Origin of the sequence: Klebsiella sp. 2019SCSN059, assembly GCF_021739525.1 — a bacterium.
Lineage (GTDB): Bacteria > Pseudomonadota > Gammaproteobacteria > Enterobacterales > Enterobacteriaceae > Klebsiella > Klebsiella quasipneumoniae.
In genome coordinates this window covers 43,980-68,954 of record NZ_JAKKOM010000023.1, presented here as the reverse complement: position 1 = coordinate 68,954, position 24,975 = coordinate 43,980, and the positions used below count along the sequence as shown (strand labels likewise).

The following is a 24,975-nucleotide window of genomic DNA, read 5'->3' as shown; positions in this document are numbered from 1 at the left end:
TCCCGTTAAAACAATCCGATCCACGAACCCAGAATGCCCACCAGCGCCATTCCGCCGATAATAGAGAGCGGTTTAACCTTCCGCCCCAGCAGCCAGTAGACGATGCCGAAACTCACCAGCGGCAGCATGCAGGGCAGAATGTCGTTGATGATGTCCTGCACCTGAGTTTTGGCCTCCCCGGCCCCGAAGGAGACAGGGATGGTGATATCGATCATTGAGGCGGTCATCGCCCCGACCACCATCAGGCCGATAATCGACGCCCCGTAGGTCAGGCTCTCCATCATTCCGCTCTTCTGGATCCGCTGCAGCACCCCAGTGCCCAGCACGTAGCCCCAGCGGGTAAAGCACCAGCGCACCAGAATGTGCGGCACGTTAAACACCAGCAGAAACAGGATCGGCCCGAGAATATTGCCCTTTAGCGCCAGGCTGGTGCCGATGCCGGTGGCGATCAGGCGCAGCGTTCCCCAGAAGAAGGAGTCTCCCAGCCCGGCCAGCGGGCCCATCAGCGAGGCTTTGACGTTATCAATCGCGGTGGCATCCATATTTTTCTGCTGGCTGTTTTTCTCCTCCATCGCCGTCGTGATCCCCAGCAGCAGGGTGACGATATGCGGCGTGGTATTGAAGAACACCAGATGGCGTTTCAGCGCCCCGGCCAGCTCCTCTTTGCGCGGATAGAGCTTCTTCAGCACCGGGATCAGCGCGTAAACAAAGGCGAGATTCATCTGTCGCTCATAGTTCCACGAGAACTCCATCTGGAAGGAGCGCCAGAACACCCGGCGTAAATCACGCGGCGTAATTCGCGCTTCTTCCTGCTCCTGCGGCTGCAGGGTCTCTTCAGAAATCATCTTCGTCGTCATCGCTGACTCCTTGTTCTGTCGTGGTACGAGGTGCGCTCAATGCGGTGACATTAACCATCACCACCGCCACGATGGCGCCGAGAATGGCGATACCGGTCACCGGGATTTTCAAATAGGCCATCAGTACAAAGCCGAGGAAAAAGTACGGCGCCACCTTCTTGTTAATCAGCAACCTGGCGAGCATCGCGAAGCCGAGAGCCGGAATGATCCCGGTGGCCACGCTGAGTCCGTGTTTAATAAATTCCGGGATCGTATCGAGCAGGGATTTCACCGCGTTGCTGCCCACCAGGAATGAGACGGTCACCACCGTGGCAAGCATCAGCGACAGGCCGAATCCGGCAATCAGATGCATCCGCTCAATGCCGCGCGTATCCGCCCGTTCCGCATAGCCGTCCGCTTTCTGGCTGAGCAGCGGAATAAACATCCCCAGATAAACGTTTTTCAGGATCAGGGTCAGGGTGGCGATAGGCAGGCCGAGCAACAGCGCCGTTTCCGTGCCCGCGCCGGAGGTGATGGCGAACGCCACGCCGAGAATACCGCCGGTCACCACGTCGGGCGGGATCGAGGCGCCAACGGAGAACGAACCGATAAACGCCAGCTCCAGCGTCGCACCCATAATGACGCCGGTCTGCACATCCCCCAGCACCAGACCGGTCAGTAGCCCGGTGACGATAGGCCGGGAAATCAGCGACGTCCCTAAGGCATATTCCGATTGCGCGATAAACGCCACCAGACCCAGTAAGAGAGCCTCTACCATAATCTGTCCTCCGGAATCACACGCATTCCGTAAAAAGCTGTTTGCGATCGTTCGGGACCTGGCGAATCTCCACCTCGACGCCTTTGCCCACCAGTTGTTGCAACTGCTCTATTTCCTCCGGCAATAAATTAATCGCCTTAGAGATATTTTTACTGCCCTCTTTGGCTTTAATCCCGCCGAGATTAATACTTTTTATGTCCTCAACGGCGCTGGCAATACGCCAGGCGTCATTGACCGATTCCACAACAATAAATAAATTATATTTATCGGTAACCCCGCTTTTTATCGCCTCAATAGAATCATTTATATTTTTAATCACCAGCTTCACCGAGGGTGGTTTAGCAAGCTTAATGGTGGTTTTCCGCAGTTCATCCTCAGGGACACTGTCGTTGGCGATTAAAATACAATCGGCGCCGACATATTGGGTCCAGGAAAAGGCTACCTGGCCGTGAAGTAATCGATGGTCAACCCTTAATAACGTAATCATTATGCATCCTCATTTCAGAAGTCTTTATCCATAGTTATCGCCCCGGCAATAGTCTGATTGCAGTACTGAATGCTCTCTTTGGCGTTGATTAATGCTTCAGAAATTAATTTTTCGGTATTCTCTTCCGCTGCAGAAATAAGCAGATCAATAATTAATGGTAGATTTAACCCGGACAATAAATGGAAGTGCGGGCGCGATAAAAAACGCACAAACTCATTATTCACGCTACCGGCGAAAATATCCGTAATCACAATCAGCTCATCCTGCGCCGGGAAACGCGCCAGCAGCGCCTCCACCTGCTGCGTCAGATCGACCTCCTCTTCCACATAGGCGCACAGAGTATGAATATCCGGCTGTTTACCGAGGATCAGCTCCACAGAGTTCAACAAACCGTTAGCAAAGGTGCCGTGGCTGGCAAAAATATAGTGTCGTTTCATCCTTACCTCGAAAGCGCATTCCACTGCTTTCTTAATTGCAACCGACGTGCCAGAAACAGTGGCGCGTCGGCTAACGTAAGGACAAAAGGGAGAGAAGCGTTAAAACTCTTGATCTTCCTGAATAAATTCCGTTTCCCGCGTCAGAATATCGTGAATGTAGTACAGTTCTACGGCGGGGATTTTGACACTATATCCGCTCTCTATGACACTAAAGGCCTCGCGCAGCGTCGCCAGCTCGCGCTCCGGACACTGCCTTCCCGCATAATGGGTTGGGGAAGCGTGGCGAATTAACCGCTCTATCAGACAGCTGATATGCACATACAGCGCCACCTTACGTTCGTTGGGCACCTCGTACCCGGCCAAATGCTCATAGCGCAGCAAAAACTGCTCAACCTGGTTGATCACCTTCGCGGTATCGAGGATCGTCACCGACTCGATCACCCGCCGCAGCGAGAAGTTTTTCAGGATCAGGTTGTTGATCTCGCTGACCTGCTCCGCTGTCGCCAGTTCGCCGAAGATACGCATTAGCGGGCGACTTCCCTCCCCCGAGATCAGCGAATCCAGCGAGATCCACGGGAGATCGGCAAGATGCGGATCGAGGGTGCCGACGATCGCCAGCACGTCGTAGCGGCTGAGCATCGGCTCCCGCCGCGCGGGGTCGGCCAGGGTCTCCACATCGCAGGCCACAATATCAACGCCGAGCGCTTCAGGGATGCTGGCTTTTAACAGCGCCGACAGGTTCGCCGCAGCGCCCAGGCCGGTGGCGCAGGTGGTCAAAATCGCCCGCGGTTTATCGGTCTGCGGGTAATAGAGCTGGTGCTCAACCGCCAGATCGTCGCCGATCTCGCGGACGATATCTTCCAGCATATCGCCGTGTAAAATCCGCTCCCCGACGTACATCGCCATGCCGGTGGAGACATTGTTAATAATCGCCACCGGCGTATTCAGGCGACGATTAAAATGGCTGTGAATAGCGTTCAGCGATCCCATATCGACCAGAATGATCAGCCCTGACGCCAGCGCGTGGCGCTCAATATACGCCATCACCTGATTAGCGATAGCCTCCGGCGTCACGTCGAGCGGCATGTCGAATGACTCAAACAGCGGGCTTTTCAGCAAGCGGTTCGCCACGCTGGCGATACTGCTGGCGGTGGCGTAACCGTGAGCGAGAATAATCGCGCGGGTCACCTGCTGCTGGCTGATAGCGCCGTTTTTCTGGAACCACAGCACCAGCAACAGCAGGTCAATACGCCGGGGCTCAATATCCAGCTTCAGCGCCAGCGCGTCGAGGATCGCTTCGCAAAAGCGATACAGCAGCGGGAATTTGTTTGCCAGAAAATCCGCCAGCAGACGGATTTTCTCATTGCTCATCGTGGACGCCGCCTGACGGGAGCGATGGATCAGGTAGTGGCTCAGGGCGTAGAGACAGTTGCCGTTAAACTGGATATTGAAGCGTTTTTCCAGGCGATAATACTCCTCCCGCACCTGATGGGCGATCAGCAGCAACATCTGCGAGCTACTGGCATCCTGGTTATCAAAGATCAGCCGATCGAAGAGGGTTTCAATCTCCTCCCCCATGCTTCTTTGCGCCTCTTCCCAGACCGTTTTTTTATTTAGCACTGCTTCATACAGCGCCAGAATCCGACACTGAACGTCATGGATCAGCCCCTGAACCGGATCGCGCGCCCGCAGCAGCCAGACCAGGCTGGTCTGCGGCTCGATAAGCAGCGGCTCCTTCTGGCCCATGGCTTCACTGAGCGCCGGCGTCGCCGCCATGATATTTTCCGGCAGATCGTGCAGCGTCACGGTCAGCATCTCGCTGCCCGGAGACCTGGCCCAGGCCGATGCAACGGCGTACTTCACCACATTCTTCAGCTCGCCGACGTTGCCTCGATAAACGTACTGCGTCAGAACCTGCAAAAGCCGCGGCGTGAGCTGCAGCCTGGCGGCAAGCGTCCGCGCCTCCTGCCAGAAAAACTGCAGCGTTAGCGCCTCCTTCTCCTCGCGGCTGCGGTGTTGAAGATCGGGCAAGCTGACCAGGATCGGAATACGACGAAGAAAGGTGGTCAGAAACGTGCTGTGAATATCTTCGGTGGTGGCAAACACCAGCCGCAGGGAAATCGGCAGGCCATGGGCGGTCTCTCCCACCCGGTAGATCTCCTTGCGGTCCAGCCAGGTGAAGAGCTTCTCCTGCCCCTGAGCATCCAGTCGATGGACCTCGTCGAGAAACAGCATCCCGCCGTTTGCCGCCTCGAACGCCCCGGCTTTATCGCTCTGCGCGCCGGTAAACGCGCCTTTGACATAGCCAAACAGGTTGGCGGCCAGCAGCTCCGGGTTACTGGCATATTGCGCGCAGTTGAAGCTGACAAAGGGCGCATCGGGCGCCAGCAGGCCCTGGGCGATCGCGAACTCGTGCATCAGCTCCGCCATATAGCTTTTGCCGGTTCCGCTGTCGCCGACGATCAGTAGCGGCAGGCCGCCGTTGGGATAAAACAGCGCGGTTTTCATCTGCTCAATCGGTTTACGCAGGCTGCCGTCATGCCCGGTCAGCAACGAAAAATGGTCCGCCTGTTCCGGCTGGCGGTCACTCTCCGCGAGCAGCTCCGCCATGCTGGCGTACTCGCTGCGGGAAAGGGGGAAGAACTGCTGGCAGAAGGCTTTTTTATGCAGAAAATAGACCGGCCGGGTGTTGATCTTCACCAGCACGTCCTGGGCGACCAGCTGATTGAGATAGTGGCTGGCGGTATTTCTTTGCATCGCGAAACGCTGAGCCAGCCAGCTGGCGGTAAAAACGTCGCTCAGGTTATCCGGATCGAAAAAATCGGTCTGATTTTGCAAAAAAGCCAACAGTTCCGTTTTACGCATTACATCCCCCTCGTCGCCATTACGAAGAGATATGATGCGGCAAAAGAGAGGCTTATCGACGCCCCGTGCTGTTTTTTGCGGCCCAGCGCACACTCCCGCCTAAGCGGACTTCGCTGCCGCACACTCCATCGTCATTTCATACTGCTGCAGCGATAGCGGCGCATACCCCGCCGCGGCAAACAGCGGCGTAAAGGTTTCCGGGACCGTCACCGACGTGCCGATCCCCGGGAACTGCTGCGCCAGCGCCATCAGCAGCGCTTGCGCCAGCCCCTGGCGACGGGCGGCGGGTTCCACCCATAAAAACTGCAGTACAGGCCGTGAGCCCGAGGTGCTCAGTACCGCGAAGGCGCGCTGTTCCAGGGTCACGACGCGGCATGGCAGGGTGGCGAAGGTAAGCGGATCCATCAGCCAGGGGAGCTGACTGTTACTCTCCTCAACGGCGCGTCGAAGCAGTGCCAGGATCGGATAAGGCTGTAACACGCCAGGCGCCGCAGCCAGAGGCTCTGCGCTCAGGTAGCCGCAGAGCCCATAGCGCCGCGTAAAGCCTAACGACTGATACAGCGCGACGGCCGCGTGGTTATCGCGGATCACCTCCAGGGAAACCGTCTCGATCTCCTGCTGCTGCAGAAACGTCAGCAGCTCCTGCATCAATTTCCGCCCAAGACCTTTGCCGCGCCAGGCCGGGCGCAGGGCAAAGGCCGCCAGGCGAGCCATATTCCCCCGACGCGCGACGATCGCGATCGCCGCCGGTTCATCTCCGGCCAGCCAGACGCGGGAATCGATCAGGCTCATCCCCTCGGCGCTAAAGCGCTGAACAAATCCCTCCACCGACTGGGTCACCGGTACCAGATAGGCTTCAAAACAGGCGTTAAGAATATCCGTTAACTGCACGCTGCTGAACTGCGTGGCGGGAACGGCGGTCAGCTCCATATTTTTCTCCCGAAGGCTGCTATGCTCAGGTGATGAAAACTAACACTATAACTGCCGGCGCCGGATTACGCCTGACCGAGGAGAGTGATATCGCCCTTCTGCCGGCCATTGAACGTTCCGCCGCTCAGGCATTTCGTCAGATCCCCGCTCTCGCCTGGCTGGCGGACAGCGAGGTGATTAGCGTTGCGCGCCATCATGATTATCTGGAAACGGAACATAGTCTGCTGGCGGTGGCCGCCTGGCAGCCGGTTGGTTTTATTCTTACCGAACCGCTCGACGATGCCTTATTTATCGCCGAAATCGCCGTCCACCAGGCCTGGCAGCATCAGGGCATCGGGCGGATGCTGCTGGAGCAGGTTATCGAGCGCGCCCGGCAAATGGCTTACCCGGCGGTGACCCTCACCACCTTCCGCGAAGTGCCGTGGAATGCGCCGTTTTATACCCGCCTGGGATTCGCCATACTCGATGAGCTGACCCTGCCCGCCGGGCTGGCGGCGAAAAGAGAACAGGAGACCCGGCACGGCCTGCCGCCGGAGACGCGCTGCGCCATGCGCCTGGCGTTGTAGACGCCAGCGCTGAATTTAGCGGCGATATATGGTACAAAGTACCAATCAAAACTTACCTGTTGCTACCCGTATGTCCTGGTCAATCGATATTATTTCCTGTATTACCGATCGCTTTGTGGAGCTCACGGCGACCGAAAAGCGCATCGCGCAGTTTATTCTCGATGATGTCGCGGCGGCGGCGGAGCTACCCATCGCCGAGATAGCGCGTCTGACTCAGACCAGCCAGGCGTCGGTCACCCGTTTTGCCCGGGCGCTCGGCTGTAAAGACGTCCGTGAGCTGAAGATGAAGCTTGCGCAATCCCTTGCGGTCGGCCAGCGGTTTATCCTCGATGTTCCGGACCTCGAAGGCGTACAGGGGATCTATGAGTCAATCATCAGCGTGCTGGAGACCAATCGCCGGGCGCTGGATATCGAGGCGTTGAAGCGTGCGGTGAGCTGGTTGAGTGCAGCGCGGCAGATCCTCGCCCTTGGAATGGGCGGCGGGTCAACCATCTGCGCTCAGGAGATTCAATATCGCCTGTTTCGTCTTGGACTTCCGGTCGTCAGTCAGAGCGACGGTCTGCTGGTACGCATGATGAGCTCGGCGGTGACGCCGCAGGATGTGGTGATTGTGCTGTCTCTGGGCGGCTATACCCCGGAGATCATCGAGAGCGCGGCGATTGCCAGCCAGTACGGCGCGAAGGTCATTGCGATTACCCCCGCCGGGACGCCGCTGGCTGAGCAGGCGGATCTGGTGCTGCCGCTGCTGGTGCGGGAAAACGACTATATCTTCAAGCCCAGCACTTCGCGTTATGCGATGCTGGCGATGGTCGATGTGCTGGCCACCGAACTGGCGATGGCCAACAAAACTCAGGCAAAAGGCAAATTACGTCGTATTAAGCTGGCCCTCGACAGCCACCGCGGCGGCGTCGATCGCCAGCCTCTTGGCGACTAGCCACCAGCAGCGGCGATAAACCTCTCCGCCTGCAGGCGGGTACGTTCCACGGCCTGTCCGGCGCGATACAGATCGCTGCCCAGACCGGCTCCGGCGCACCCAGCCCGCATCCAGGTTGCCAGATTCTCCGGCGTCACGCCGCCCACCGCCAGCACTGGCACCTCCGACGGCAGCACCGCTTTCAGCGCCCGAATGTAGTCCGGACCGAAAGCAGAAGACGGAAATATCTTCAGCCACTGCGCCCCGGCATCCAGCGCGTTAAACGCCTCAGTCGCGGTGGCGCATCCGGCACAAACCTGCATTCCGTGCGCCACTGCCTGACGGATCACCGCAGGCTGGGTATTCGGCGTCACGATAAGCTTCGCCCCGGCCTCAGCGAGAAAATCGACCTGTTCCACGCGCAGTACCGTTCCCGCGCCTATCATCGCCTGCTCGCCAAACCGCGCAACCATCTGCGGAATACTCTGCTGCCAGTCTGGCGAATTGAGCGGGATTTCGATATAGCGAAAGCCTGCATTGATTAGCGTCTCAATATGATCTGCCGCCTCAGCGGGTTGAATGCCGCGTAAAATCGCCACCAGCTTAATCTTGTTCATGCATTATCCTCGCCATGCCAGCCAGCAATGCCTCATCGCCACTGCAGCTGTTAACCGTCATTCCGCGCGCCTTCATCGCCCGACCGTAGCGGGCATTCAGCGCCGGGTCGCCAACCAGCGTGACGGCAGAAGTACGGAAACGCTGCCTCAGGGTCGCCACCTCCGCGCCAATCAGCAGCCCGGAGAGATAATCGCTGACCGAGCTCGCCGCCAGACCGCCCAGCACCCGGGCGGCCCTGGCGACAAACAGTTCGCTAATCAGCGACGGCTGCGCCAGCCCTTTTTCCAGCCCCCGTTCAAACGCCGCCTCGTCCGGCTGCTGGGCAGGCAGCCCTTTGCCGATCAGCGATTGCGTCATCAGCAGATGATGCAGTTCGCCGGTCATCGCCGTGGTAAAATGACGCACCGCGCCGCCCGCCACCTGGACCCATTTGCAGTGGGTGCCCGGCAGCACGTAACACTCCGCTGGCGCCAGCTGGCAGGCCCCCAGCAGCTGCGTCTCTTCGCCGCGCATCACGTTGAAATCCCCGTCCTGTTCAATCTTGAGGCCGGGAATAATCCACACGCCTTCAGCAACGGCGCATAGCTGCCGCCCAGGCGCGTCGATCGCCGCCGGACAGTCCAGATACGGCACCGCCTGCCAGCCCGCGTCGCAGCCGATCATCCCGGCCATCAGCACCGGCAGCGCCTGTGCGCCGCGCCAGGGGGCCAAATGCTCCGCGAATACATCGGCAGGCGATCGTCCGTTCAGGCGGGTAATACCCAGCGGCAGCTGCTTCGTTTCGACGCACTGGCCGTTGCGAATCAGCCAGCCGCGCAGCTGGGTAGAGCCCCAGTCGACGGCAATATAATCCTTCATTGTGCTTCTCCTGAGACCTGCACCGCCGTCTTCGCCGGGATCGCCTCCCCTTCCCGCTCCTGGGTAATCATTTCCAGCGCCTGCTGACGGCTGATTTTGCTGGCTGGCGTCATGACGGTGACAAAAATAGCGGAAACAAAGCTGCCAACGACCGACGGAATGCACGGATTGCCCCAGTAAGCCAGCCAGTCGGCCTTAACCAGAACCACAATAGACACCAGCATGCCGCTCAGCAGCGCGGTGAGCGCCCCCTGCCAGTTAAAGCGCAGCCAGAAGCGGCCGAGAATGGAACAGACGAAGAGCCCGGACATCAGCATGGAGATCATTTTGGTGATATAGCTGATGATATCGTTCGAAGTCAGGGCGAAGATCATCGCCAGGCCGATGACGAACGCCAGCATCCAGCGAGAGAGCGTTATCGCCTTATGCGCCGGCGGCATTTTTCCGGTAACGAGGGTATAGACATCCCGCATCATGATGGCCACGGCGGCTATCGCATCGGAGCTGGCCGAAGACATGGTGGCGGAAAGTCCGGCAATCAGGACCACCAGCCCGAGGATCGCCGGTAAGAAGCTGGTGGCGAACAGGAAGGCGTAGTTACTGTTCTCAAGATTGGGGTTCATCGTCCAGGCCGCCATGCCGATGATCGCCGGCAGCACCGAGAAAAACAGATACAGCACGCCGGTATAGACAAACGAGCGCCGCACCGAAGAGACGTCTTTTCCCGAGTAAATACGCTGGCGATAGGAAGGGGTCGCCAGCACGCCGACGCCGATGACCATCGCCAGCGATAGCGCCGGAATGGTCCCCAACTTATCGACCGCAAACAGGCTCATCGCCTTGGGATCCATTGCCTGAACGATGGCATCCCATCCCCCGACGTGAACCACCGCCAGAATCGCCATCAGGATAAAACCGAAAAACAGAATTAATGCCTGAATGGTGTCTGTCCACACCACAGCAGAATAACCGCCGATAATGACGTAAATCGCAAACGCCATGGCAATAATAATTTTTGCCACCGTCAGATTAATTCCTGTCGCCCAGGCTAAATACATACTCCCGCCAAGAATATGCGCCCCCAGCCAGCCAATTGAGGCAATAAATATCATTATCCCGACGAGGTTTTTAATTAAATGGCTGCCCCCTGTGTAATAAGAAAGCTCTTCGCTCATGGTCATAAAGCGCAGCTTGCGCACTGGCGCAAACAGCCAGGCCACCAGTAAAATACCAATGGCGCCGCCCACGCCGTAGAGCATCCCGGCCCATCCATTGCTGTAGCCGAAGCCGACAGCGCCCATGCTTGAACCGGTTCCCACCATGGTCGCCACGGTAGAGCCCAGCGTCAGGAACAGCGGCAAAGAACGGCCGCCGAGTAAAAAATCCTCACCGCTTTTTTGATGACGGGACACGTACCAGCCAAGCCAAATCATGGCCAACGCGTAAATAATAAAGCCGACTAAAAAGACATGACTATTCATAATTCACATCCTGCCAGTTAATTTTGTAAAGGTAAAAGGCTACGAAGCGCTGAATTATTTCAGCGCTCAAAATGACTATTTATATTTCTGGTTACTAACTTTTTATGCGCGAGAAGCGTTATAACAGGTCACATCCACTTCGACTTTACAATCCACCACCAGGTCCGCTACGCAGCAGATGCGGGCAGGCGGGTTGTCGCCAAAGAACTCGCGGAAGACTTTATTGAAAGACTGAAAATAGCGCGCATCGGTGAGGATCACTTTAACATGCACCACGTCGGCCAGGGTGTAGCCCGCTTCGGTCATGATATCTACGCAGTTCTGAATCGCCAGACGCGACTGGTCGACAATCCCGCCTTCCACCACTTCCCCGTCCTTCATCGGCGTCTGGCCGGACACGTACAGCCAGCCTCCCGCTTCCACCGCCCGCGCGAACGGCAGGTGCTGCCCGCCGGTACCGGTACCGCCCTCTACGCCATAACGTTTAATACTCATTTTTCACTCCTCAGTTCATTCGGCGGCGCAGGAAACGCCCCGCGCGCCCGATAATCTTTTTGTCGCTGCCGTAGCTCATCACGCCGTTAACCATCACCGCCTCAATACCGTCCGCCGGACGTTTCGGGTCGGAGAAACTGGCGACATCGCGCACCGTCAGCGGGTCAAACAGCACCAGGTCGGCGTAGTAGCCCACTTTTACCAGCCCACGATCCGCCAGCTGGAAGCGCGCCGACGACAGCCCGGTCATTTTGTGGATCGCGGTAGTCAGCGGAAACAGGCGTTCATCGCGGCAGTAGTGGCCCAGGACCCGCGGAAACGCGCCCCACAGCCGCGGATGCGGCATCGGGTCGTTCGGCAGCCCGTCGGAGCCAATCATGGTCACCGGATAACCCAGCACCCGCCGTACGTCCTGCTCGTCCATGTTGTAATAAATAGCGCCTGCCGGCATCAGCCGCGCCGCGGCGTCGTGCAGGCTCACCTGCCATTCATCGGCGATCTGCTGCAGCGTTTTTCCGGCCTGCTCGGGCTGTGCTTCCGACCAGGTGATGACGATATCGAACTCATCGGTGACCTGCTTCATATCCAGCGTCGACGAGCTGGCGGAATAGGGGTAACAGTCACAGGCGATCTCCTGGCGCTGGCGCATCTCATCGAAGAAAGCCAGCGTCTCCTTCGTGCGACCCCAGTTTTTCGCGCCGGCGCACTTATGGTGCGAGACCACCACCGGCACGTTGCCGTGGCGACCAATACGGAACGCCTCGTCGAGCGCCTCCAGAATCGGCTCGAACTCCGAACGCAGGTGGGTGGTGTAAATTCCCCCCTCTGCCGTCAACTCCTCAGAGAGCGCCATCACTTCTTCGGTGGTCGACTGGAAGGCGCTGGCGTAGGCAAGTCCCGTGCTCAGTCCTAAAGCGCCCTGCCGCAGCGCATCGCGCAACTGTATGCGCATGCCGGCGATTTCCGTCTCGCTCGCCGGGCGGAACAGGTCATCCATATGGTTATTGCGCAGCGCGGTGTGCCCAATCAGCGTCCCGACGTTAAGCGAGGGTCGCGCGGCCTCTACCGCATGGGCATAGGCTTCGACGGTGGGATAGATAAAGTGCTGTCGTTCGCCGAGAAGATTCATCGGGTCTGGCACCTCGCCGCGCATGGTGGCGGTTGCCGCGCTGATCCCACAGTTGCCGACGATCACGGTTGTCACCCCCTGGCTGAGCTTAGGCAGATACTCCGGCATGCGGATGACGTTGATATCGTCATGGGTGTGAACATCGATAAAGCCAGGCGCCAGTACCCGCCCCTGGCCATCAATCACCTGCTCCGCCGCGACATCCAGCGCCGGGGCGATAGCCATTATTCGGTCGCCCTTCACCGCCACATCGGCACGGTATTGCGGCCCGCCGCTCCCGTCGATCACCGTGACGTTTTTGAAAAGCCAGTCAACTTTCATAGCAATTACTCCCTTTCGACATACCGACAAGTTAACCATTTACAAGTGCAAAAAACAGTGGAAAACTACGCAAAAACCAGATCATTTTGTGATACTTTTATTCAAAATAAACAAAAGTTATTAATTAAAATCATTATTATCAAAGAGTTATAACTGATACCCAGCAACTAACCGATTATAAACCCTGAAAGGATAGTGTTATGAAATACCATTCAGCACCGCTCATTCCGCACAAATCCGCCCTCATGTCCGCGCCGGCTAATCTGCTGGCGGAAGAGGGCTGTCTGCCTGCCGCGCTGCTAAAAAAGTCGGCGCTGGAAAATAATATTTCATGGATGCAGCGCTACGCCGATGCCCGCGGCGTATCGCTGGCGCCGCATGGTAAAACGACAATGACGCCATGGATATTTCAGGCGCAGCAGCGAGCGGGAGCGTGGGGGATCGGCGTGGGCAGCGCCTGGCAGGCCAGCGCGGCGATGGCCAGCGGCATCCAGCGCGTCCTGATGGTCAATCAGCTGGTCGGTAAGGCCAATATGCAGGTGGTCGCGCAGCTAAAAGCCCACTACCGGGCAGTGGATTTTATCTGCTGTGTCGATAGCGAGGCCAACGTGCGCGCCCTCTCCGCGTTCTTCGCCGCCCAGGGACAAACGCTGGATGTGCTGATTGAACTTGGCGTGCCGGGCGGACGCTGCGGCTGTCGTAGCGTGGATGACGCGCTGGCATTGGCGCAGCGGGTCAGCGACCTGCCGGGGCTACGGCTACGCGGTCTGGAATTGTATGAAGGGGTCCTGCACGGCGACGATCCGCAACCGCAGGTGGAAGCGCTATTACAACAGGCTGCAGCGCTAGCCTGCCGCATGGAGCCGCTGGTTGACGGCGAATTTATTCTCACCGGCGCGGGCACCGTCTGGTATGACGTGGTGTGCAACATCTGGCTGGCGGCGGCAAAACCGCGCCGCTGCCGTATCGTCATTCGCCCTGGCTGTTATATCACCCACGATCGCGGGATCTACGATCTCGCCCAACAAGCGCTGATCGCCCGCGATCCGATTGCCTGCGATCTCGCCGGCGATCTCACTTCAGCGCTGGAGCTGATGGCAATGGTGCAATCGGTGCCTGAGGCGGATCGCGCGGTGGTGAATTTCGGCAAGCGCGACTGCGCCTTCGACGCCGGGCTGCCGCAGCCGATCGCCCATTATCGTCACGGCAGGGAGTTAGCGCTGCGCGCTGAGTCGATCGTCAGCATCGGCATCATGGATCAGCACTGTATGCTGCGCCTGGCGCCGGGCAGCGATGTGCAGGTCGGCGATATTCTGCTGTTCGGCACCTCGCACCCCTGTCTGACCTTTGATAAGTGGAAGACGTTGCTGCTGGTCGATGACGACTACAACGTGCTGGACGAGCTCGACACGCTGTTTTGACAGGCATCCCGGGTGGCGGCGCTTCGCGCCTTGCCCGGGCTACACAACCCGCGACGTTCGGTAGCCCGGCTAAGCGTAGCGCAAGCCGGGGGATGTCCCGGGGGACGGCGATTCGCGCCTTACCCGCCCTGGCGCAAGGCGCAAATCTCATCATGCAATGAACGGCTGATGACGACCCCCTGCTGCTCACTCTGCTGGCGACAGGCGAACCGCCGCTCTCCCGGTAACCGTGCCCCTTGCTCCTGCATCCCTCTGAACAGGGTTTCGGCGCGCGCCAGTTGCTCCTGTGCCTGCGCGCCGAGAAAACGCTGCGGATCCAGCGCCAGAATCAGTTCTCCGCCGTAGGGTAAACCGCCCGCGCCGTTATCCCACGCCAGCGATTCGGCGCTGGTCATATCGCCGATAAGCGGCCCGGCCAGCAGCTCAACCATTGCCGCCAGCGCCGAGCCCTTATGGCCGCCGAAGGTTAACATCGCGCCGTTCAGTACCTCTGTGGCATCAGTAGTCGGCTGCCCCTGGCTGTCGATTCCCCACCCTTCCGGTAGCGCTTTGCCAGCGCGCTGATGCAGCTGGATCTCGCCGCGCGCCGCGGCGCTGGTCGCCATATCAACAATAAACGGCGGCTCCTCCCGCCGCGGCCAGCCAAAGGCGATAGGGTTGGTGCCGAACAGCGGACGGGTGCCGCCCGCCGGGGCGACCCAGGCATGGCTTGGCGTACAGGCCAGCCCCACCAGCCCTGCCTCAGTCAACGGCTCAATATCGGCAAACAACGCGGAAAAATGGACGCAGCGGTTAATCGCCAGCGCCGCAATACCGCTGTGCCGCGCTTTCTCCAGCAGCAGCGGCAGCGCGCGTTCGTAGGCCAGCAGCGAAAAGGCGCCCCCGGCATCCGCCCGCACAATCGCCGGCGCCTGGTCGTGGATCTGCGGCTCGGCATCAGGCGAAACCTTACCTTTACGCAAGGTATCGACAATGCCCAACAGCCGCCACAGGCCGTGGGAAGCGCAGCCGTCGCGCTCCCCGGCAGCCACGTTACGGGCGATGGCCGCCGCGTGGTCGGCGCTGAATCCATTGGCGCTGAGCACCGCCAGCGCCAGGTCATAAGCTTCTGGTAACGATAGAGTTACCGACCCCATACTGTTCTCCTTTACTCTTCTTCATCTCCGCTAAAATTAGCCTGCGGCAGACAGCTGCGCGCGCCCCAGTAATAAATCCCCATCGACATCGCCGCCACCAGCACCGTATCCCAGGGGTGACCAATAACATTAAGCCCGCCGAAGCTGCCCAGCCAGGAAAAGAGGATAATCAACGCATAAAAAGCGATCAGCCACAGCGAAGACTTCACCTGCTGCGCCAGGCTCACGGTATGTTCCGGCACCTTGCCTTTGCACATCACATACACCACAAACATCACGATCTGCAGCCCCAGCAGCCACGAGAGCGTATTCCAGCCGGACCAGTAGACGATCAGCGCCGAGACCATAAACGACACCGGGCCGATGATGCCGAAGGCGCGCACGCGGAACGGCCGCGGCAGATCCGGGGCGTTGCGGCGCAGCCCGGCGGCGGTCACCGGGGCGATGGCGTAGCTCAGCACCAGGGCCGCCGACACCACGCTTATCAGCTGTTCCCAGGAGGGGAACGGCAGCGTCCAGAAAATCGACAGCCCAAAGGTCAGCCACAGCGCCGGGCGCGGAATACCGGACGCTTTATCAATATGGGTAAAGGCTTTAAAGAAAGTACCCGCCTTCGCCCAGCCGTAGATCACCCGCGGCGTCGCGTTCATATAGATATTGCCGGTGCCGCTCGGGGAGATGATCGCATCGCTTATCACCATAAAGGCCAGCCAGCCCATGCCGAGGGTAATGGCGATATCGCGATACGGCAGCGAGAACTGTTTGCTCACTTCGGCCCAACCGCCGTTCAGCATCTCGGTGGGAATACTGCCAAGGAACGCCAACTGCAGCAGCACGTAGATAATCGTCGACAGCACCACTGATAAAATCAACGCGATAGGGATAGTCCGCTGTGGCTTTTGTACTTCGCTGGCCACCGAGATAATCGGCGTCAGTCCTAGATAGGCGAAGATAATTCCCCCGGCGCTGATCGCCGCTTCCACCCCGGACATACCAAACGGCGCAATGCCCTGAGCATGCAGGTTCTCAGGTTTAAAGAAGGCGAACAGCGTGACCACCACCAGCAGCGGCACCAGAAACTTGAGCACGCTGATGAAGTTGTTCGAGCGGGCGAAGGTCTTGACGCTGTAGTAGTTCAGCGCGAAGAAGAAACAGAGCAGCAGGAACTGCACCCCCCACCCCAGCAGCGTCGGCGAGCTGGAGCCCGGCTGGGTCAGCGCCGGAAACCAGGCCGCGGCATATTGCCGGGCGGCGACAATTTCTATCGAGATCAGGCTGGAGAAGGCGATCAGGGTGATGAACCCCAGCAGATAACCCATCAGCTCACCGTGGGAAAAGACCGGGTAACGAATAATGCCGCCGGCGCGCGGCAGCGCCGCCCCCAGCTCGCAGTAGACAATCCCCAGCAGCAGCACCGCAAAGCCGCCGATCACCCACGACGCGATACCGGCCGGACCGGCAATGGATGCCACATGGCTGGCGGCGAATAACCATCCGGAGCCGAAGATCGCCCCCAGGCCGATAAAGGTGAGGTCGGTCAGGGTCAGCTGTTTTTTAAACTTACCCGACTCCGCAACGCGGGTTTGACTGTTATGCGTAGTGTGAATGGTCATGGTGATGCCCTTGCGTCAATGAGAGGAGGAAATCGCTTCCCGGGTCCACTGGCCGTTGACCAGGCGCAGCAGGTTTAAAGGGTTCGCATCCTGCAGCGCCGGCGGTAACAGGGCGGCCGGCGCATTCTGCAGGCAGACCGGGCGCAGAAAACGCTCAATCGCCCGGCTGCCGACCGACGTCCCGCGCGCATCGGTCGTCGCCGGCCATGGGCCGCCGTGGACCATCGCATCGCACACTTCCACGCCGGTGGGATAACCGTTAAACAGCACCCGTCCGGCCTTCTCACACAGCAGCGGTAGCAGACTCGCCGCCAGCGGGCCGTCGTCCGCTTCCGCGTGCAGCGTCGCGGTGAGCTGTCCTTGCAGCGCTTTCACCACCGCCTGCAGCTGGGCCGCGTCGTCCACTTCCACCAGCAACGATAGCGGGCCGAAAACTTCGGTCTGCAGCAGCGTATCCTGCGCCAGCAGATCCTCGACCTGAGCCTGCCACAGCTGGGTTTGCGCCTCCCCGGCGCCGGCGGCGAGGCCGCTCGCCAGCCTCTCGATACGCGGATGCGCCGCCAGCGCCGCCACGCCCTGGCGGTAGTGCTGAAGGGTCGGCGCATTGAGCAACACCTGCGGCGCGCAGCCCGCTACCGCCGCGCACAGCGCCGACTTAAAGCGTTCCAGTCCGGCGCCGCGCAGCGCCAGAATCAGCCCCGGACGGGTACAGAACTGGCCGCCGCCGAGGGTAAATGACGCCACCAGCTCGTTCGCCAGCGCCTCGGCCCGCGTCTGCAGCGCCTGCGGCAGAATAATCAGCGGGTTAATCGCCGACATTTCAGCAAACAGCGGGATTGGCTGTGGGCGCTGCTGCGCCAGCTGATATAGCGCCTTACCGCCGGCCAGCGAGCCGGTAAAGCCAACGGCCTGAATCGCTGGATGGCGGACTAATTCGGCGCCGATATCCGTCCCGAAAATCATATTGAATACGCCGCCGGGTAACCCACACCGCGCGACCGCCCGGACGATCGCATCAGCGGTCAGCTCGGCGGTGGCCATATGGCCCGCATGGGCCTTCACCACCACCGGGCAGCCAGCCGCCAGCGCCGAGGCGGTATCGCCGCCAGCGGTGGAAAAGGCCAACGGAAAGTTGCTGGCGCCAAACACCGCCACCGGCCCTAACGCCTGCTGATATTGACGCAGGTCCGGGCGCGGCAGCGGCTGACGGTAGGCTAAGGCGGTATCAATACGGGCGGCGAAGGTATCCCCGCGCAGGATCACGCCAGCAAACATCCGCAGCTGGCCGCTGGTTCGCGCCCGCTCGCCCTGCAGCCGCGCCAGCGGCAGCGCGGTCTCCTGTTCGGCGATAGCAAAAAACGCCTCCCCCAGCGCGTCCAGTTCATCGGCAATGGCGCAGAGAAAGTGCGCCCGCTGCTGCGGCGCGGTCTGTGAATAAACGGCAAACGCCTGCTGCGCCGCCTCCGCGGCCTGGGCAGCCTCCGCGCGGGAAGCCGGATAAAAGCGATGGCCGGTGGACTCGCCATCCACCGCCCGCAGGCTCAATAGCGTCGCTTCGCCGCTGGCAACGCGGCGTCCGGCGATAAACTGCCGTCCCGCCGTGGTTTGAGATGCATTCATATTGACTCCTGTGCTCAGAGGCCAACGTCCGGCAGGGCAGGACGAGTCGCCAGCGCCTGTTCCACGATCGCCACCACCTGCTGGCGCGTTTCGCCTTCCAGCGCCAGACGCGGCGGACGAGTCACAGCGCTGCCGCGTCCGAGTAGCTCTTCGCACAGCTTGATGCACTGCACCAGATCCGGACGCGCATCGAGATGCAGCAACGGCATGAACCAGCGGTACAGCGCCATCGCTTCTTCGTAACGCTGTTGGCGGGCGAGACGGAACAGCGTTTCCCCTTCGCGCGGGAAGGCGTTTGACATTCCGGAGATCCACCCTTCCGCGCCGACGGCGATGCTTTCCACCACCACGTCATCCAGCCCGGCAAACAGCACGAAGCGGTCGCCAACGGTGTTACGCAGGTCGATAAAGCGGCGGGTATCGCCAGAGGAGTCTTTAAAGCAGACGATGTTGTCGCAATCGGTCAGGGTGGCGAGAATGTCCGGCGTCACGTCGTTTTTGTAAATCGGCGGGTTGTTGTAGACCATGATCGGCAGGTCGGTGGCGGTGGCCACGCTGCGGAAGTGGGCGGCGGTTTCATGCGGTTTTGAGGAGTAGACCAGCGCCGGCATCACCATGATCCCGTCGACGCCGACGCGCTCCGCCTCTTTCGCCATCTTCTGGGCAAAGGCGGTGGTGAACTCGGCCACCCCGGCGATCACCGGAATTTTGCCGCCGGCGGCATCTTTCGCCACCTCGATAATCTGCAATTTTTCATCAGTGCTCAGGGAGGTGTTCTCCCCTACGCTGCCGCACACCACCAGCCCGGAAACGCCATCTTTGACCAGGTTTTTCATCACCGCGTGGGTGGCGTCTAAATCGAGGGAGTAATCGCTACGAAACTGCGTGCTCACCGCCGGGAATACGCCGCTCCAGTGAATCGCTTTATTGCTCATGCTCGGTTCCTTGTCGTCATTTTGTTAAGTCGAGGTGAATGATTGGTGAATATTCACTGACAGATTGACGCGTCGCGGAACCGGCGGCTTGTCGGTTTTCCCTTAATCCGATGACGAAATTAGCACAGTCGACAAAAGTGTGAGCCAGCCGTTATCCCTGCAGCGTCAGGCGAAAATCGCGCGGCGTCGAGCCGGTCATCGCTTTGAACTGGCGGCTGAAGGCGCTGTGATCGGTATAGCCGCACTGCAAGGCGATATCGGTAATCGGCGTATCGCCGGCCAGCAATTCGGTGGCTTTTTCCAGACGCACTTTGTGGATCATCTGCCGCGGCGTGAGATGAAAGATCCGTTTGCAGTAGCGCTCGATCTGCGCAATCGACATCCCGCTCAAGGCGGTCAGCTCTTCCATGGCGATCGGCCGGTGATAGTGGCGGCGGATATGATCGTCGACGATCGCCAGCCGCTGCCACGCCGGATGACGGGCGTGGGCCTCCTGCAGATCGTGAGAGATCCCGGCCATGCCGATCACCTGTCCGCGGACATCGCGCAGCGCCAGCTTCTGCGTCAGGCACCAGCCGCGTTCCCGGCCATTGTAGAGATGCATTTCCAGCTGGTCGCGCAGGGTCACGCCCTCCCGCAATACCCGAAGATCCTGTTCGGTGTAACCCTGACCCAGCGCGGAAGGAAAGACGTCGGCGGAGGTTTTCCCCAGCAGCGAGGAGACGGTTTTAAAACCGCAGCGGCGGGCCAGCGTCAGATTCGCCAGCAGATAACGCGCTTCGCTGTCTTTGATAAAAAAGACCACGTTGGGGATGGCATTGAGCAGGGGGGCGATCAGCGCCAGGGCATTGAGCAGCGCCGCCATATTCTCCGGCCGCTGGCGCGCCAGCCCTTCGCAGATCTGGCTCAGCTCATCGACCGCCAGCTCCGGTTGATTGACAGCGCGCGGCGGCGCCGCTTCAGACACACCGATCATAGGGCTTCCTCATGGTAAGTGACCGAAGGATATTTATTCACTTCCTGTTAACACCTCAAGCGGCAACCGCCGGTTTTGCGATCCTGGATCCGCTTTACGCCTTCCCCTGGTTTATCCACTGGCGCAATCGCCACTTTCGGTTTACCACGCCATTAACAGAGTGATTAATAAGAAATAATTATGCATCACATGAACATCCCCCCGGCGCTATTATGCCGATTTCGTCATTATCTCTGCCGAAAGCGTTCAAGCCGCCCGTCACGGGTTGCGCCAGCATGATGAAACATGTTGTTAACTTCCGGAGAGCAGAATGACCGCGCCACGCCCCCCTATTGCGCTGAGAGCCATTGATTCACACACCGGCGGCGAACCCACCCGCCTGATCGTTGACGGCTTCCCCGACCTCGGCGGCGGCAGCATGGCGGAGCGTCGCGACCGTTTCGCCCGTGACTTCGATCGCTGGCGTCAGGCGGTGATTCTCGAACCGCGCGGCAGCGATGTGCTGGTCGGCGCGCTGCTTTGCAAACCGGTCTCGGCGGCGGCCACCGCTGGCGTCATTTTCTTCAACAACGCCGGTTTTCTGAATATGTGCGGCCACGGCACCATCGGGCTTATCGCCTCGCTGGCGTGGCTTGGCCGTATCCAGCCAGGCGTTCATCTGATTGAAACCCCGGTCGGCGACGTAAGCGCCACGTTGCACGACGATGGCAGCGTATCGGTGCAAAACGTCCCGGCCCGCCGCTGGAAAAAGCAGGTCCGCGTGGAGACCGCGCGGGGTCCCGTCATCGGCGATATTGCCTGGGGCGGCAACTGGTTTTTCCTGATTAACGATCACCCGTTCGCCATTACCCCGGCGCACATTCCACAGCTCACCGACTACGCCTGGGCGGTGCGCGAGGGGCTGGAGGCCGCGGGGATCCGCGGCGACGACGGCGGCGTTATCGACCATATCGAGCTGTTCGCCGATGACGATGCCGCCGACAGCCGTAGCTTTGTACTCTGTCCGGGAAAGGCCTGGGATCGTTCGCCGTGCGGCACCGGCACCAGCGCCAAGCTGGCCTGCCTGGCGCAGGATGGCAAACTCCAGCCGGGAGCGATCTGGCGCCAGGCCAGCATCATCGACAGCCAGTTTACCGCCAGCTACCAGCGCGCCGCCGCAGGCATCATTCCAACGATCCGCGGCGAAGCCTGGGTGTGCGGCGATAACCAGTTGATCCTCAACCCGGACGATCCCTTCTGCTGGGGGATCGCGCCGTGAAGCCGTGCGATGTCATCGTGATCGGCGCCGGGATCATCGGCGCCGCCTGCGCGTGGCAGCTGGCGAAGCGGGGGCAGAAAGTGACGCTTATCGATGACGGTCAACCCGGCGCCACGGCGGCGGGTATGGGCCATCTGGTGTGTATGGATGACGACCCCGCCGAACTGGCGCTGTCGGCGTGGTCGCTGGCGCGCTGGCGCGCCATCACCCCGCGGATGCCCGCCACTTGCGCCTGGCGCGGCTGCGGCACGCTGTGGCTGGCGGAAAGCGAAGAAGAGATGGCCGTCGCGGGTGAAAAACAGCGGCGGCTGGCTGGCTATCAGATCCACAGCGAACTGCAGACCCCACAGCAGATCGCCGGGCGCGAGCCGCTGCTGCGCAGCGGGCTGGCCGGCGGGCTATGGGTACCAGGCGACAGCATCGTCTACGCGCCAAACGTCGCCCGCTGGCTGATGGCCGATGCCGGAGACCATCTCACCTGCCTGCACGACAGCGCGCAGGCGATTACCGAACCGGAGGTGCTGCTCGCCAGCGGCAAACGGCTACAGGCGCGGGCCATCGTGGTGGCCTGCGGCCTGGAGGCCAATACGCTGTTGGCGGAAAACTGGCTGCGGCCCAGGAAGGGTCAGCTGGCAATTACCGATCGCTACGGGCCGCGGGTGCATCACCAGCTGGTTGAGCTGGGCTACGGCGCCAGCGCCCACGGCGGCGGTACCTCGGTAGCGTTTAACCTGCAGCCGCGGCCCACTGGCCAGCTGCTGATTGGCTCTTCGCGCCAGTTCGATAATCGCGAGCGCCAGCTGGATCTCCCCTTGCTGGGGCAGATGCTCGACCGCGCCCGCCATTTTGTGCCGGCGCTGGCGACGCTGAATATCATCCGCTGCTGGAGCGGCCTGCGCGCCGCCTCGCAGGATGGCAATCCGCTGATCGGCCCGCACCCCACGCGCCGCGGTGTATGGCTGGCGCTGGGCCATGAAGGACTGGGGGTCACCACCGCCCCGGCGACGGCTGAGCTGCTGGCGGCGCAGATCCTCGGCGAACGCTGCCCGCTGGCGCCTGAGGCCTGGCTCCCGGCCCGTCTGTACCATCAGGAGGCGATCGCATGAATAGCACGCTCAATATCACTGTCGATGGCGAAGCGCTGACGGTGCCGGAAGGTATCAGCGTGGCGGCAGCGCTGGCGTTGACCGGCGATCCCACCACCCGCCAGGCGGTTAACGGCGACCCCCGCGCGCCGTTTTGCGGCATGGGGGTCTGCCAGGAGTGCCGGATCACCGTCAACGGCCGGCGGGTGCTGGCCTGCCAGACCCTGTGCCGGGCCGGTATGCAAATAGAAAGGAGCCGCTATGTACACGCTGCGCTGTGACATTTTAATCCTCGGCGCCGGCCCCGCCGGCATGGCGGCAGCCCTCGCTGCCGCCGCCTGCGATAAACAGGTCATTATTCTCGACGATAACCCCGCCCCCGGAGGGCAAATCTGGCGCGCCGGCCCGCAGGCGACGCTGCCCGCCCTGGCCCGGCGCTACCGCGACGCCATCGCCGCGTCTGCCGCCATCCGGGTGGTGAACGGCGCGCGGCTGATTGCCCGCCCCTCCGCGCGCAGCGTGCTGTTTGAAACCGCCGACGGCGGTGGCGTGGTTTACTGGCAGAAACTGATCCTCTGCTGCGGCGCGCGCGAGCTGTCGCTGCCCTTTCCCGGCTGGACCTTACCCGGCGTGACCAGCGCGGGCGGCCTGCAGGCGCAGATCAAACATGGCCTGTCGCTGAAAGGCGAAAAAGTGGTGATTGCCGGCAGCGGCCCGCTGCTGCTGGCGGTGGCGGATACGGTGAACAAGGCCGGAGGCCAGGTAACGAATATCGTTGAGCAAGCGCCGTTCCCGGCGCTGCTGCGCTTCGCCAGCGGGCTGTGGCGCTGGCCGCAGAAGCTGCGCCAGTTAGCGACGCTGGCTCCGAAAGGCTATCTTAGCGGCGCCCAGGCGATCCGCGCCCACGGCGCAACGCGGCTGGAAGCCGTGACGCTGCGCCAGCGCGGCATCGAGCGGACTGTCGCCTGCGATCGGCTGGCTATCGGCTACGGGCTGGTGCCCAATATCGAGACGGGGCTGCTGTTCGGTTGCGCCGCAGCGCAGGAGGCGATCCAGGTTAACCGCTGGCAGCAGACCAGCCTCGCGGATATTTACGCCGCCGGGGAGTGCACCGGTTTCGGCGGGAGCGAGCTGGCGCTGGCGGAGGGCGAAATCGCCGGGTATGCCGCCGCCGGGGCCAGCCAGCAGGCCCAGGCGTTATTTGCCCGTCGCGCCCGCTGGCAGCGCTTCGCCACGGCCATCAACCGCACCTTCCGGCTGGCGGAGTCGTTGAAAAACGCGGCGACGCCGGAGAGCCTGCTGTGCCGTTGCGAAGATGTGCGCTGCGGCGATGTGGCAGCCGCCGACGACTGGCTACAGGCCAAGCTTACTCAGCGCTGCGGAATGGGCGCCTGTCAGGGGCGCACCTGCGCCGCCAGCGCCCGCTGGCTGTATGGCTGGCCGCTGCCGCAGCCGAGAGAGCCGCTGTCCCCCGCCCGCGCGGAAACGCTTATTGCCCTCGCCAGGCTGAGCGCCGAGCCATAACCGCTACTCTTCTTCATCACCGCGCCCGGCAGGGACGCCAAGCGCAATAAACTCCTCCAGCAACGAGGTCAGTTGCTGCAGCTTTTCCGTAGTGAACTGAGCCTCCAGCAGGCGATAGGTTTCTTCCACCTCCGCCTGGGCGCTTTCGTACAGCGCGGTTCCGGCAGGCGTCAGCGAGACGTACAGCTTGCGCTGATCGTTAACCGGCTTCAGCCGCAGCACCAGTCCATCCCGCTCCATGCGCGTCAAAATCCCGGTCAGACTGGGGCGCAGAATACAGGCGCGAAAAGCCAGATCGTGAAAGTCCATCGACGGACGTTCGGCGAGGATACGCACGATCCGCCACTGCTGTTCGGTGAGATTGTGTCGTTTGACGATCGGTCGAAAGTAGGCCATCGCCGCTTCACGCGCCTGCAACAAGGCAATGGTTAATGAATCATGCATAGTATCCCCTCAACGGCCTCATCTAAAACTTATTAACAACTTAATAATTAGCTTTAATCCTGCCATGTACAACCGGTTTCTGCACCTGAAAAGTACCAGCCTTTCCCAGAAAAATATTCAACCATTTGATTAATAACGAATAAGTTATTGAAGTGTAAATATTGTGTTAATCCGATCACAAAACATTCACTTCCAGTTGCTAAACCTCATCGCAAAGCATAAAAGATGATCATTAATATATTAACGAAA

25 protein-coding genes and 1 pseudogene are annotated in these 24,975 nt (G+C 60.5%); 9 read left to right on the top strand and 17 right to left on the bottom strand.

Annotation, left to right across the window (positions count from 1 at the left end):
- Positions 1-5: 5 nt before the first annotated feature.
- From L2I46_RS20500 to L2I46_RS20475, 6 genes are all read right to left on the bottom strand, one after another.
- Positions 6-857, bottom strand: coding sequence for a PTS system mannose/fructose/sorbose family transporter subunit IID (locus tag L2I46_RS20500; RefSeq protein ID WP_236948190.1), 852 nt, complete (start codon positions 855-857; stop codon positions 6-8).
- Complete coding sequence (locus tag L2I46_RS20495; RefSeq protein WP_023291868.1) at positions 835-1,614, bottom strand: PTS mannose/fructose/sorbose/N-acetylgalactosamine transporter subunit IIC; 780 nt, start codon at positions 1,612-1,614, stop codon at positions 835-837. The genes L2I46_RS20500 and L2I46_RS20495 overlap by 23 nt, the downstream gene beginning before the upstream one ends.
- 16 nt (positions 1,615-1,630) lie before the next feature.
- Entirely contained in the window at positions 1,631-2,101 is a 471-nt protein-coding gene (locus L2I46_RS20490) for a PTS sugar transporter subunit IIB (RefSeq protein WP_023291867.1), read from the bottom strand.
- 14 nt (positions 2,102-2,115) lie between these two features.
- Positions 2,116-2,538, bottom strand: coding sequence for a PTS sugar transporter subunit IIA (locus L2I46_RS20485; protein WP_101862315.1), 423 nt, complete (start codon positions 2,536-2,538; stop codon positions 2,116-2,118).
- Between the two features lie 99 nt (positions 2,539-2,637).
- Positions 2,638-5,403, bottom strand: a complete 2,766-nt coding sequence (locus L2I46_RS20480; protein WP_023291865.1) for a sigma 54-interacting transcriptional regulator — start codon at positions 5,401-5,403, stop codon at positions 2,638-2,640.
- A gap of 99 nt (positions 5,404-5,502) precedes the next feature.
- Positions 5,503-6,333, bottom strand: a complete 831-nt coding sequence (locus L2I46_RS20475) for a GNAT family N-acetyltransferase (RefSeq protein WP_048296610.1) — start codon at positions 6,331-6,333, stop codon at positions 5,503-5,505.
- Between the two features lie 32 nt (positions 6,334-6,365).
- Between L2I46_RS20475 and L2I46_RS20470 the strand changes: the two genes are divergently transcribed.
- Positions 6,366-6,899: a GNAT family N-acetyltransferase gene (locus L2I46_RS20470; RefSeq protein ID WP_101862314.1), complete on the top strand. Its 534-nt coding sequence runs from the start codon at positions 6,366-6,368 to the stop codon at positions 6,897-6,899.
- A 70-nt stretch (positions 6,900-6,969) separates the two neighbouring features.
- Entirely contained in the window at positions 6,970-7,833 is an 864-nt protein-coding gene (locus L2I46_RS20465) for a MurR/RpiR family transcriptional regulator (RefSeq protein WP_032429092.1), read from the top strand.
- Here the strand turns inward: L2I46_RS20465 and L2I46_RS20460 are convergent.
- The 5 genes from L2I46_RS20460 to L2I46_RS20440 form a co-directional block, all read right to left on the bottom strand.
- Complete coding sequence (locus L2I46_RS20460; RefSeq protein ID WP_023291861.1) at positions 7,830-8,429, bottom strand: 2-dehydro-3-deoxy-6-phosphogalactonate aldolase; 600 nt, start codon at positions 8,427-8,429, stop codon at positions 7,830-7,832. The two genes, L2I46_RS20465 and L2I46_RS20460, sit on opposite strands and share 4 nt — an antisense overlap.
- Positions 8,416-9,288 carry a 2-dehydro-3-deoxygalactonokinase gene (locus L2I46_RS20455; protein WP_236948189.1) on the bottom strand — a complete coding sequence of 291 codons (873 nt, stop codon included), beginning with the start codon at positions 9,286-9,288 and terminating at the stop codon, positions 8,416-8,418. Before L2I46_RS20455 ends, L2I46_RS20460 begins: the two co-directional genes overlap by 14 nt.
- The gene (locus L2I46_RS20450; RefSeq protein ID WP_004886423.1) at positions 9,285-10,769 is read right to left on the bottom strand and encodes a sodium:solute symporter family protein; all 1,485 of its coding nucleotides are present in this window, start codon (positions 10,767-10,769) and stop codon (positions 9,285-9,287) included. The genes L2I46_RS20455 and L2I46_RS20450 overlap by 4 nt, the downstream gene beginning before the upstream one ends.
- Before the next feature lie 102 nt (positions 10,770-10,871).
- Positions 10,872-11,264 carry a RidA family protein gene (locus L2I46_RS20445; RefSeq protein WP_004204205.1) on the bottom strand — a complete coding sequence of 131 codons (393 nt, stop codon included), beginning with the start codon at positions 11,262-11,264 and terminating at the stop codon, positions 10,872-10,874.
- A gap of 10 nt (positions 11,265-11,274) precedes the next feature.
- Positions 11,275-12,714 (bottom strand): N-acyl-D-amino-acid deacylase family protein, encoded by a 1,440-nt coding sequence (locus L2I46_RS20440; protein WP_032454777.1) that lies wholly within the window; start codon positions 12,712-12,714, stop codon positions 11,275-11,277.
- Here L2I46_RS20440 and L2I46_RS20435 point away from each other — a divergent pair.
- Positions 12,692-12,838 carry a hypothetical protein gene (locus L2I46_RS20435; RefSeq protein WP_032454776.1) on the top strand — a complete coding sequence of 49 codons (147 nt, stop codon included), beginning with the start codon at positions 12,692-12,694 and terminating at the stop codon, positions 12,836-12,838. The genes L2I46_RS20440 and L2I46_RS20435 overlap by 23 nt on opposite strands.
- A gap of 76 nt (positions 12,839-12,914) precedes the next feature.
- The gene (locus L2I46_RS20430; protein WP_085551425.1) at positions 12,915-14,135 is read left to right on the top strand and encodes an amino acid deaminase; all 1,221 of its coding nucleotides are present in this window, start codon (positions 12,915-12,917) and stop codon (positions 14,133-14,135) included.
- Between the two features lie 119 nt (positions 14,136-14,254).
- Here the strand turns inward: L2I46_RS20430 and L2I46_RS20425 are convergent, their stop codons facing one another.
- The 5 genes from L2I46_RS20425 to L2I46_RS20405 form a co-directional block, all read right to left on the bottom strand.
- The gene (locus L2I46_RS20425; protein WP_085551426.1) at positions 14,255-15,271 is read right to left on the bottom strand and encodes an Ldh family oxidoreductase; all 1,017 of its coding nucleotides are present in this window, start codon (positions 15,269-15,271) and stop codon (positions 14,255-14,257) included.
- 11 nt (positions 15,272-15,282) lie between these two features.
- Positions 15,283-16,884, bottom strand: coding sequence for an APC family permease (locus tag L2I46_RS20420; protein WP_101862313.1), 1,602 nt, complete (start codon positions 16,882-16,884; stop codon positions 15,283-15,285).
- A 15-nt stretch (positions 16,885-16,899) separates the two neighbouring features.
- On the bottom strand, positions 16,900-18,504 hold the full coding sequence (locus L2I46_RS20415) for an aldehyde dehydrogenase (NADP(+)) (protein WP_085551427.1): 1,605 nt from the start codon (positions 18,502-18,504) through the stop codon (positions 16,900-16,902).
- 14 nt (positions 18,505-18,518) lie between these two features.
- Positions 18,519-19,439 (bottom strand): dihydrodipicolinate synthase family protein, encoded by a 921-nt coding sequence (locus tag L2I46_RS20410; protein WP_004204197.1) that lies wholly within the window; start codon positions 19,437-19,439, stop codon positions 18,519-18,521.
- Between the two features lie 151 nt (positions 19,440-19,590).
- Positions 19,591-20,415: an AraC family transcriptional regulator gene (locus tag L2I46_RS20405; RefSeq protein WP_032455015.1), complete on the bottom strand. Its 825-nt coding sequence runs from the start codon at positions 20,413-20,415 to the stop codon at positions 19,591-19,593.
- A gap of 310 nt (positions 20,416-20,725) precedes the next feature.
- On the opposite strand from L2I46_RS20405, the gene L2I46_RS20400 reads away from it, so the two are divergent.
- Genes L2I46_RS20400 through L2I46_RS20385 form a run of 4 tightly spaced genes read left to right on the top strand, consistent with a single transcriptional unit; the run spans position 20,726 to position 24,282 of the window.
- The gene (locus tag L2I46_RS20400) at positions 20,726-21,673 is read left to right on the top strand and encodes a 4-hydroxyproline epimerase (protein ID WP_236948188.1); all 948 of its coding nucleotides are present in this window, start codon (positions 20,726-20,728) and stop codon (positions 21,671-21,673) included.
- Positions 21,670-22,779, top strand: coding sequence for an NAD(P)/FAD-dependent oxidoreductase (locus L2I46_RS20395; RefSeq protein WP_064158448.1), 1,110 nt, complete (start codon positions 21,670-21,672; stop codon positions 22,777-22,779). Before L2I46_RS20400 ends, L2I46_RS20395 begins: the two co-directional genes overlap by 4 nt.
- Positions 22,776-23,039: a (2Fe-2S)-binding protein gene (locus L2I46_RS20390; RefSeq protein ID WP_101862312.1), complete on the top strand. Its 264-nt coding sequence runs from the start codon at positions 22,776-22,778 to the stop codon at positions 23,037-23,039. Before L2I46_RS20395 ends, L2I46_RS20390 begins: the two co-directional genes overlap by 4 nt.
- Positions 23,020-24,282: an FAD-dependent oxidoreductase gene (locus tag L2I46_RS20385; RefSeq protein ID WP_236948187.1), complete on the top strand. Its 1,263-nt coding sequence runs from the start codon at positions 23,020-23,022 to the stop codon at positions 24,280-24,282. Before L2I46_RS20390 ends, L2I46_RS20385 begins: the two co-directional genes overlap by 20 nt.
- A gap of 3 nt (positions 24,283-24,285) precedes the next feature.
- Here the strand turns inward: L2I46_RS20385 and hpaR are convergent, their stop codons facing one another.
- Positions 24,286-24,726 (bottom strand): homoprotocatechuate degradation operon regulator HpaR, encoded by a 441-nt coding sequence (gene hpaR, locus L2I46_RS20380; RefSeq protein WP_002887503.1) that lies wholly within the window; start codon positions 24,724-24,726, stop codon positions 24,286-24,288.
- 64 nt (positions 24,727-24,790) lie between these two features.
- Here hpaR and L2I46_RS20375 point away from each other — a divergent pair.
- Positions 24,791-24,955: pseudogene (locus L2I46_RS20375) on the top strand (hypothetical protein).
- Positions 24,956-24,975 lie beyond the last annotated feature (20 nt).

What these genes read in the sequence shown, in the direction of transcription:
- L2I46_RS20500 (WP_236948190.1), bottom strand. Translation starts at nt 857, where the DNA reads ATGACGACGAAGATGATTTCTGAAGAGACCCTGCAGCCGCAGGAGCAG.
- L2I46_RS20495 (WP_023291868.1), bottom strand. Translation starts at nt 1,614, where the DNA reads ATGGTAGAGGCTCTCTTACTGGGTCTGGTGGCGTTTATCGCGCAATCG.
- L2I46_RS20490 (WP_023291867.1), bottom strand. Translation starts at nt 2,101, where the DNA reads ATGATTACGTTATTAAGGGTTGACCATCGATTACTTCACGGCCAGGTA.
- L2I46_RS20485 (WP_101862315.1), bottom strand. Translation starts at nt 2,538, where the DNA reads ATGAAACGACACTATATTTTTGCCAGCCACGGCACCTTTGCTAACGGT.
- L2I46_RS20480 (WP_023291865.1), bottom strand. Translation starts at nt 5,403, where the DNA reads ATGCGTAAAACGGAACTGTTGGCTTTTTTGCAAAATCAGACCGATTTT.
- L2I46_RS20475 (WP_048296610.1), bottom strand. Translation starts at nt 6,333, where the DNA reads ATGGAGCTGACCGCCGTTCCCGCCACGCAGTTCAGCAGCGTGCAGTTA.
- L2I46_RS20470 (WP_101862314.1), top strand. Translation starts at nt 6,366, where the DNA reads ATGAAAACTAACACTATAACTGCCGGCGCCGGATTACGCCTGACCGAG.
- L2I46_RS20465 (WP_032429092.1), top strand. Translation starts at nt 6,970, where the DNA reads ATGTCCTGGTCAATCGATATTATTTCCTGTATTACCGATCGCTTTGTG.
- L2I46_RS20460 (WP_023291861.1), bottom strand. Translation starts at nt 8,429, where the DNA reads ATGAACAAGATTAAGCTGGTGGCGATTTTACGCGGCATTCAACCCGCT.
- L2I46_RS20455 (WP_236948189.1), bottom strand. Translation starts at nt 9,288, where the DNA reads ATGAAGGATTATATTGCCGTCGACTGGGGCTCTACCCAGCTGCGCGGC.
- L2I46_RS20450 (WP_004886423.1), bottom strand. Translation starts at nt 10,769, where the DNA reads ATGAATAGTCATGTCTTTTTAGTCGGCTTTATTATTTACGCGTTGGCC.
- L2I46_RS20445 (WP_004204205.1), bottom strand. Translation starts at nt 11,264, where the DNA reads ATGAGTATTAAACGTTATGGCGTAGAGGGCGGTACCGGTACCGGCGGG.
- L2I46_RS20440 (WP_032454777.1), bottom strand. Translation starts at nt 12,714, where the DNA reads ATGAAAGTTGACTGGCTTTTCAAAAACGTCACGGTGATCGACGGGAGC.
- L2I46_RS20430 (WP_085551425.1), top strand. Translation starts at nt 12,915, where the DNA reads ATGAAATACCATTCAGCACCGCTCATTCCGCACAAATCCGCCCTCATG.
- L2I46_RS20425 (WP_085551426.1), bottom strand. Translation starts at nt 15,271, where the DNA reads ATGGGGTCGGTAACTCTATCGTTACCAGAAGCTTATGACCTGGCGCTG.
- L2I46_RS20420 (WP_101862313.1), bottom strand. Translation starts at nt 16,884, where the DNA reads ATGACCATTCACACTACGCATAACAGTCAAACCCGCGTTGCGGAGTCG.
- L2I46_RS20415 (WP_085551427.1), bottom strand. Translation starts at nt 18,504, where the DNA reads ATGAATGCATCTCAAACCACGGCGGGACGGCAGTTTATCGCCGGACGC.
- L2I46_RS20410 (WP_004204197.1), bottom strand. Translation starts at nt 19,439, where the DNA reads ATGAGCAATAAAGCGATTCACTGGAGCGGCGTATTCCCGGCGGTGAGC.
- L2I46_RS20405 (WP_032455015.1), bottom strand. Translation starts at nt 20,415, where the DNA reads ATGATCGGTGTGTCTGAAGCGGCGCCGCCGCGCGCTGTCAATCAACCG.
- L2I46_RS20400 (WP_236948188.1), top strand. Translation starts at nt 20,726, where the DNA reads ATGACCGCGCCACGCCCCCCTATTGCGCTGAGAGCCATTGATTCACAC.
- L2I46_RS20390 (WP_101862312.1), top strand. Translation starts at nt 22,776, where the DNA reads ATGAATAGCACGCTCAATATCACTGTCGATGGCGAAGCGCTGACGGTG.
- L2I46_RS20385 (WP_236948187.1), top strand. Translation starts at nt 23,020, where the DNA reads ATGTACACGCTGCGCTGTGACATTTTAATCCTCGGCGCCGGCCCCGCC.
- hpaR (WP_002887503.1), bottom strand. Translation starts at nt 24,726, where the DNA reads ATGCATGATTCATTAACCATTGCCTTGTTGCAGGCGCGTGAAGCGGCG.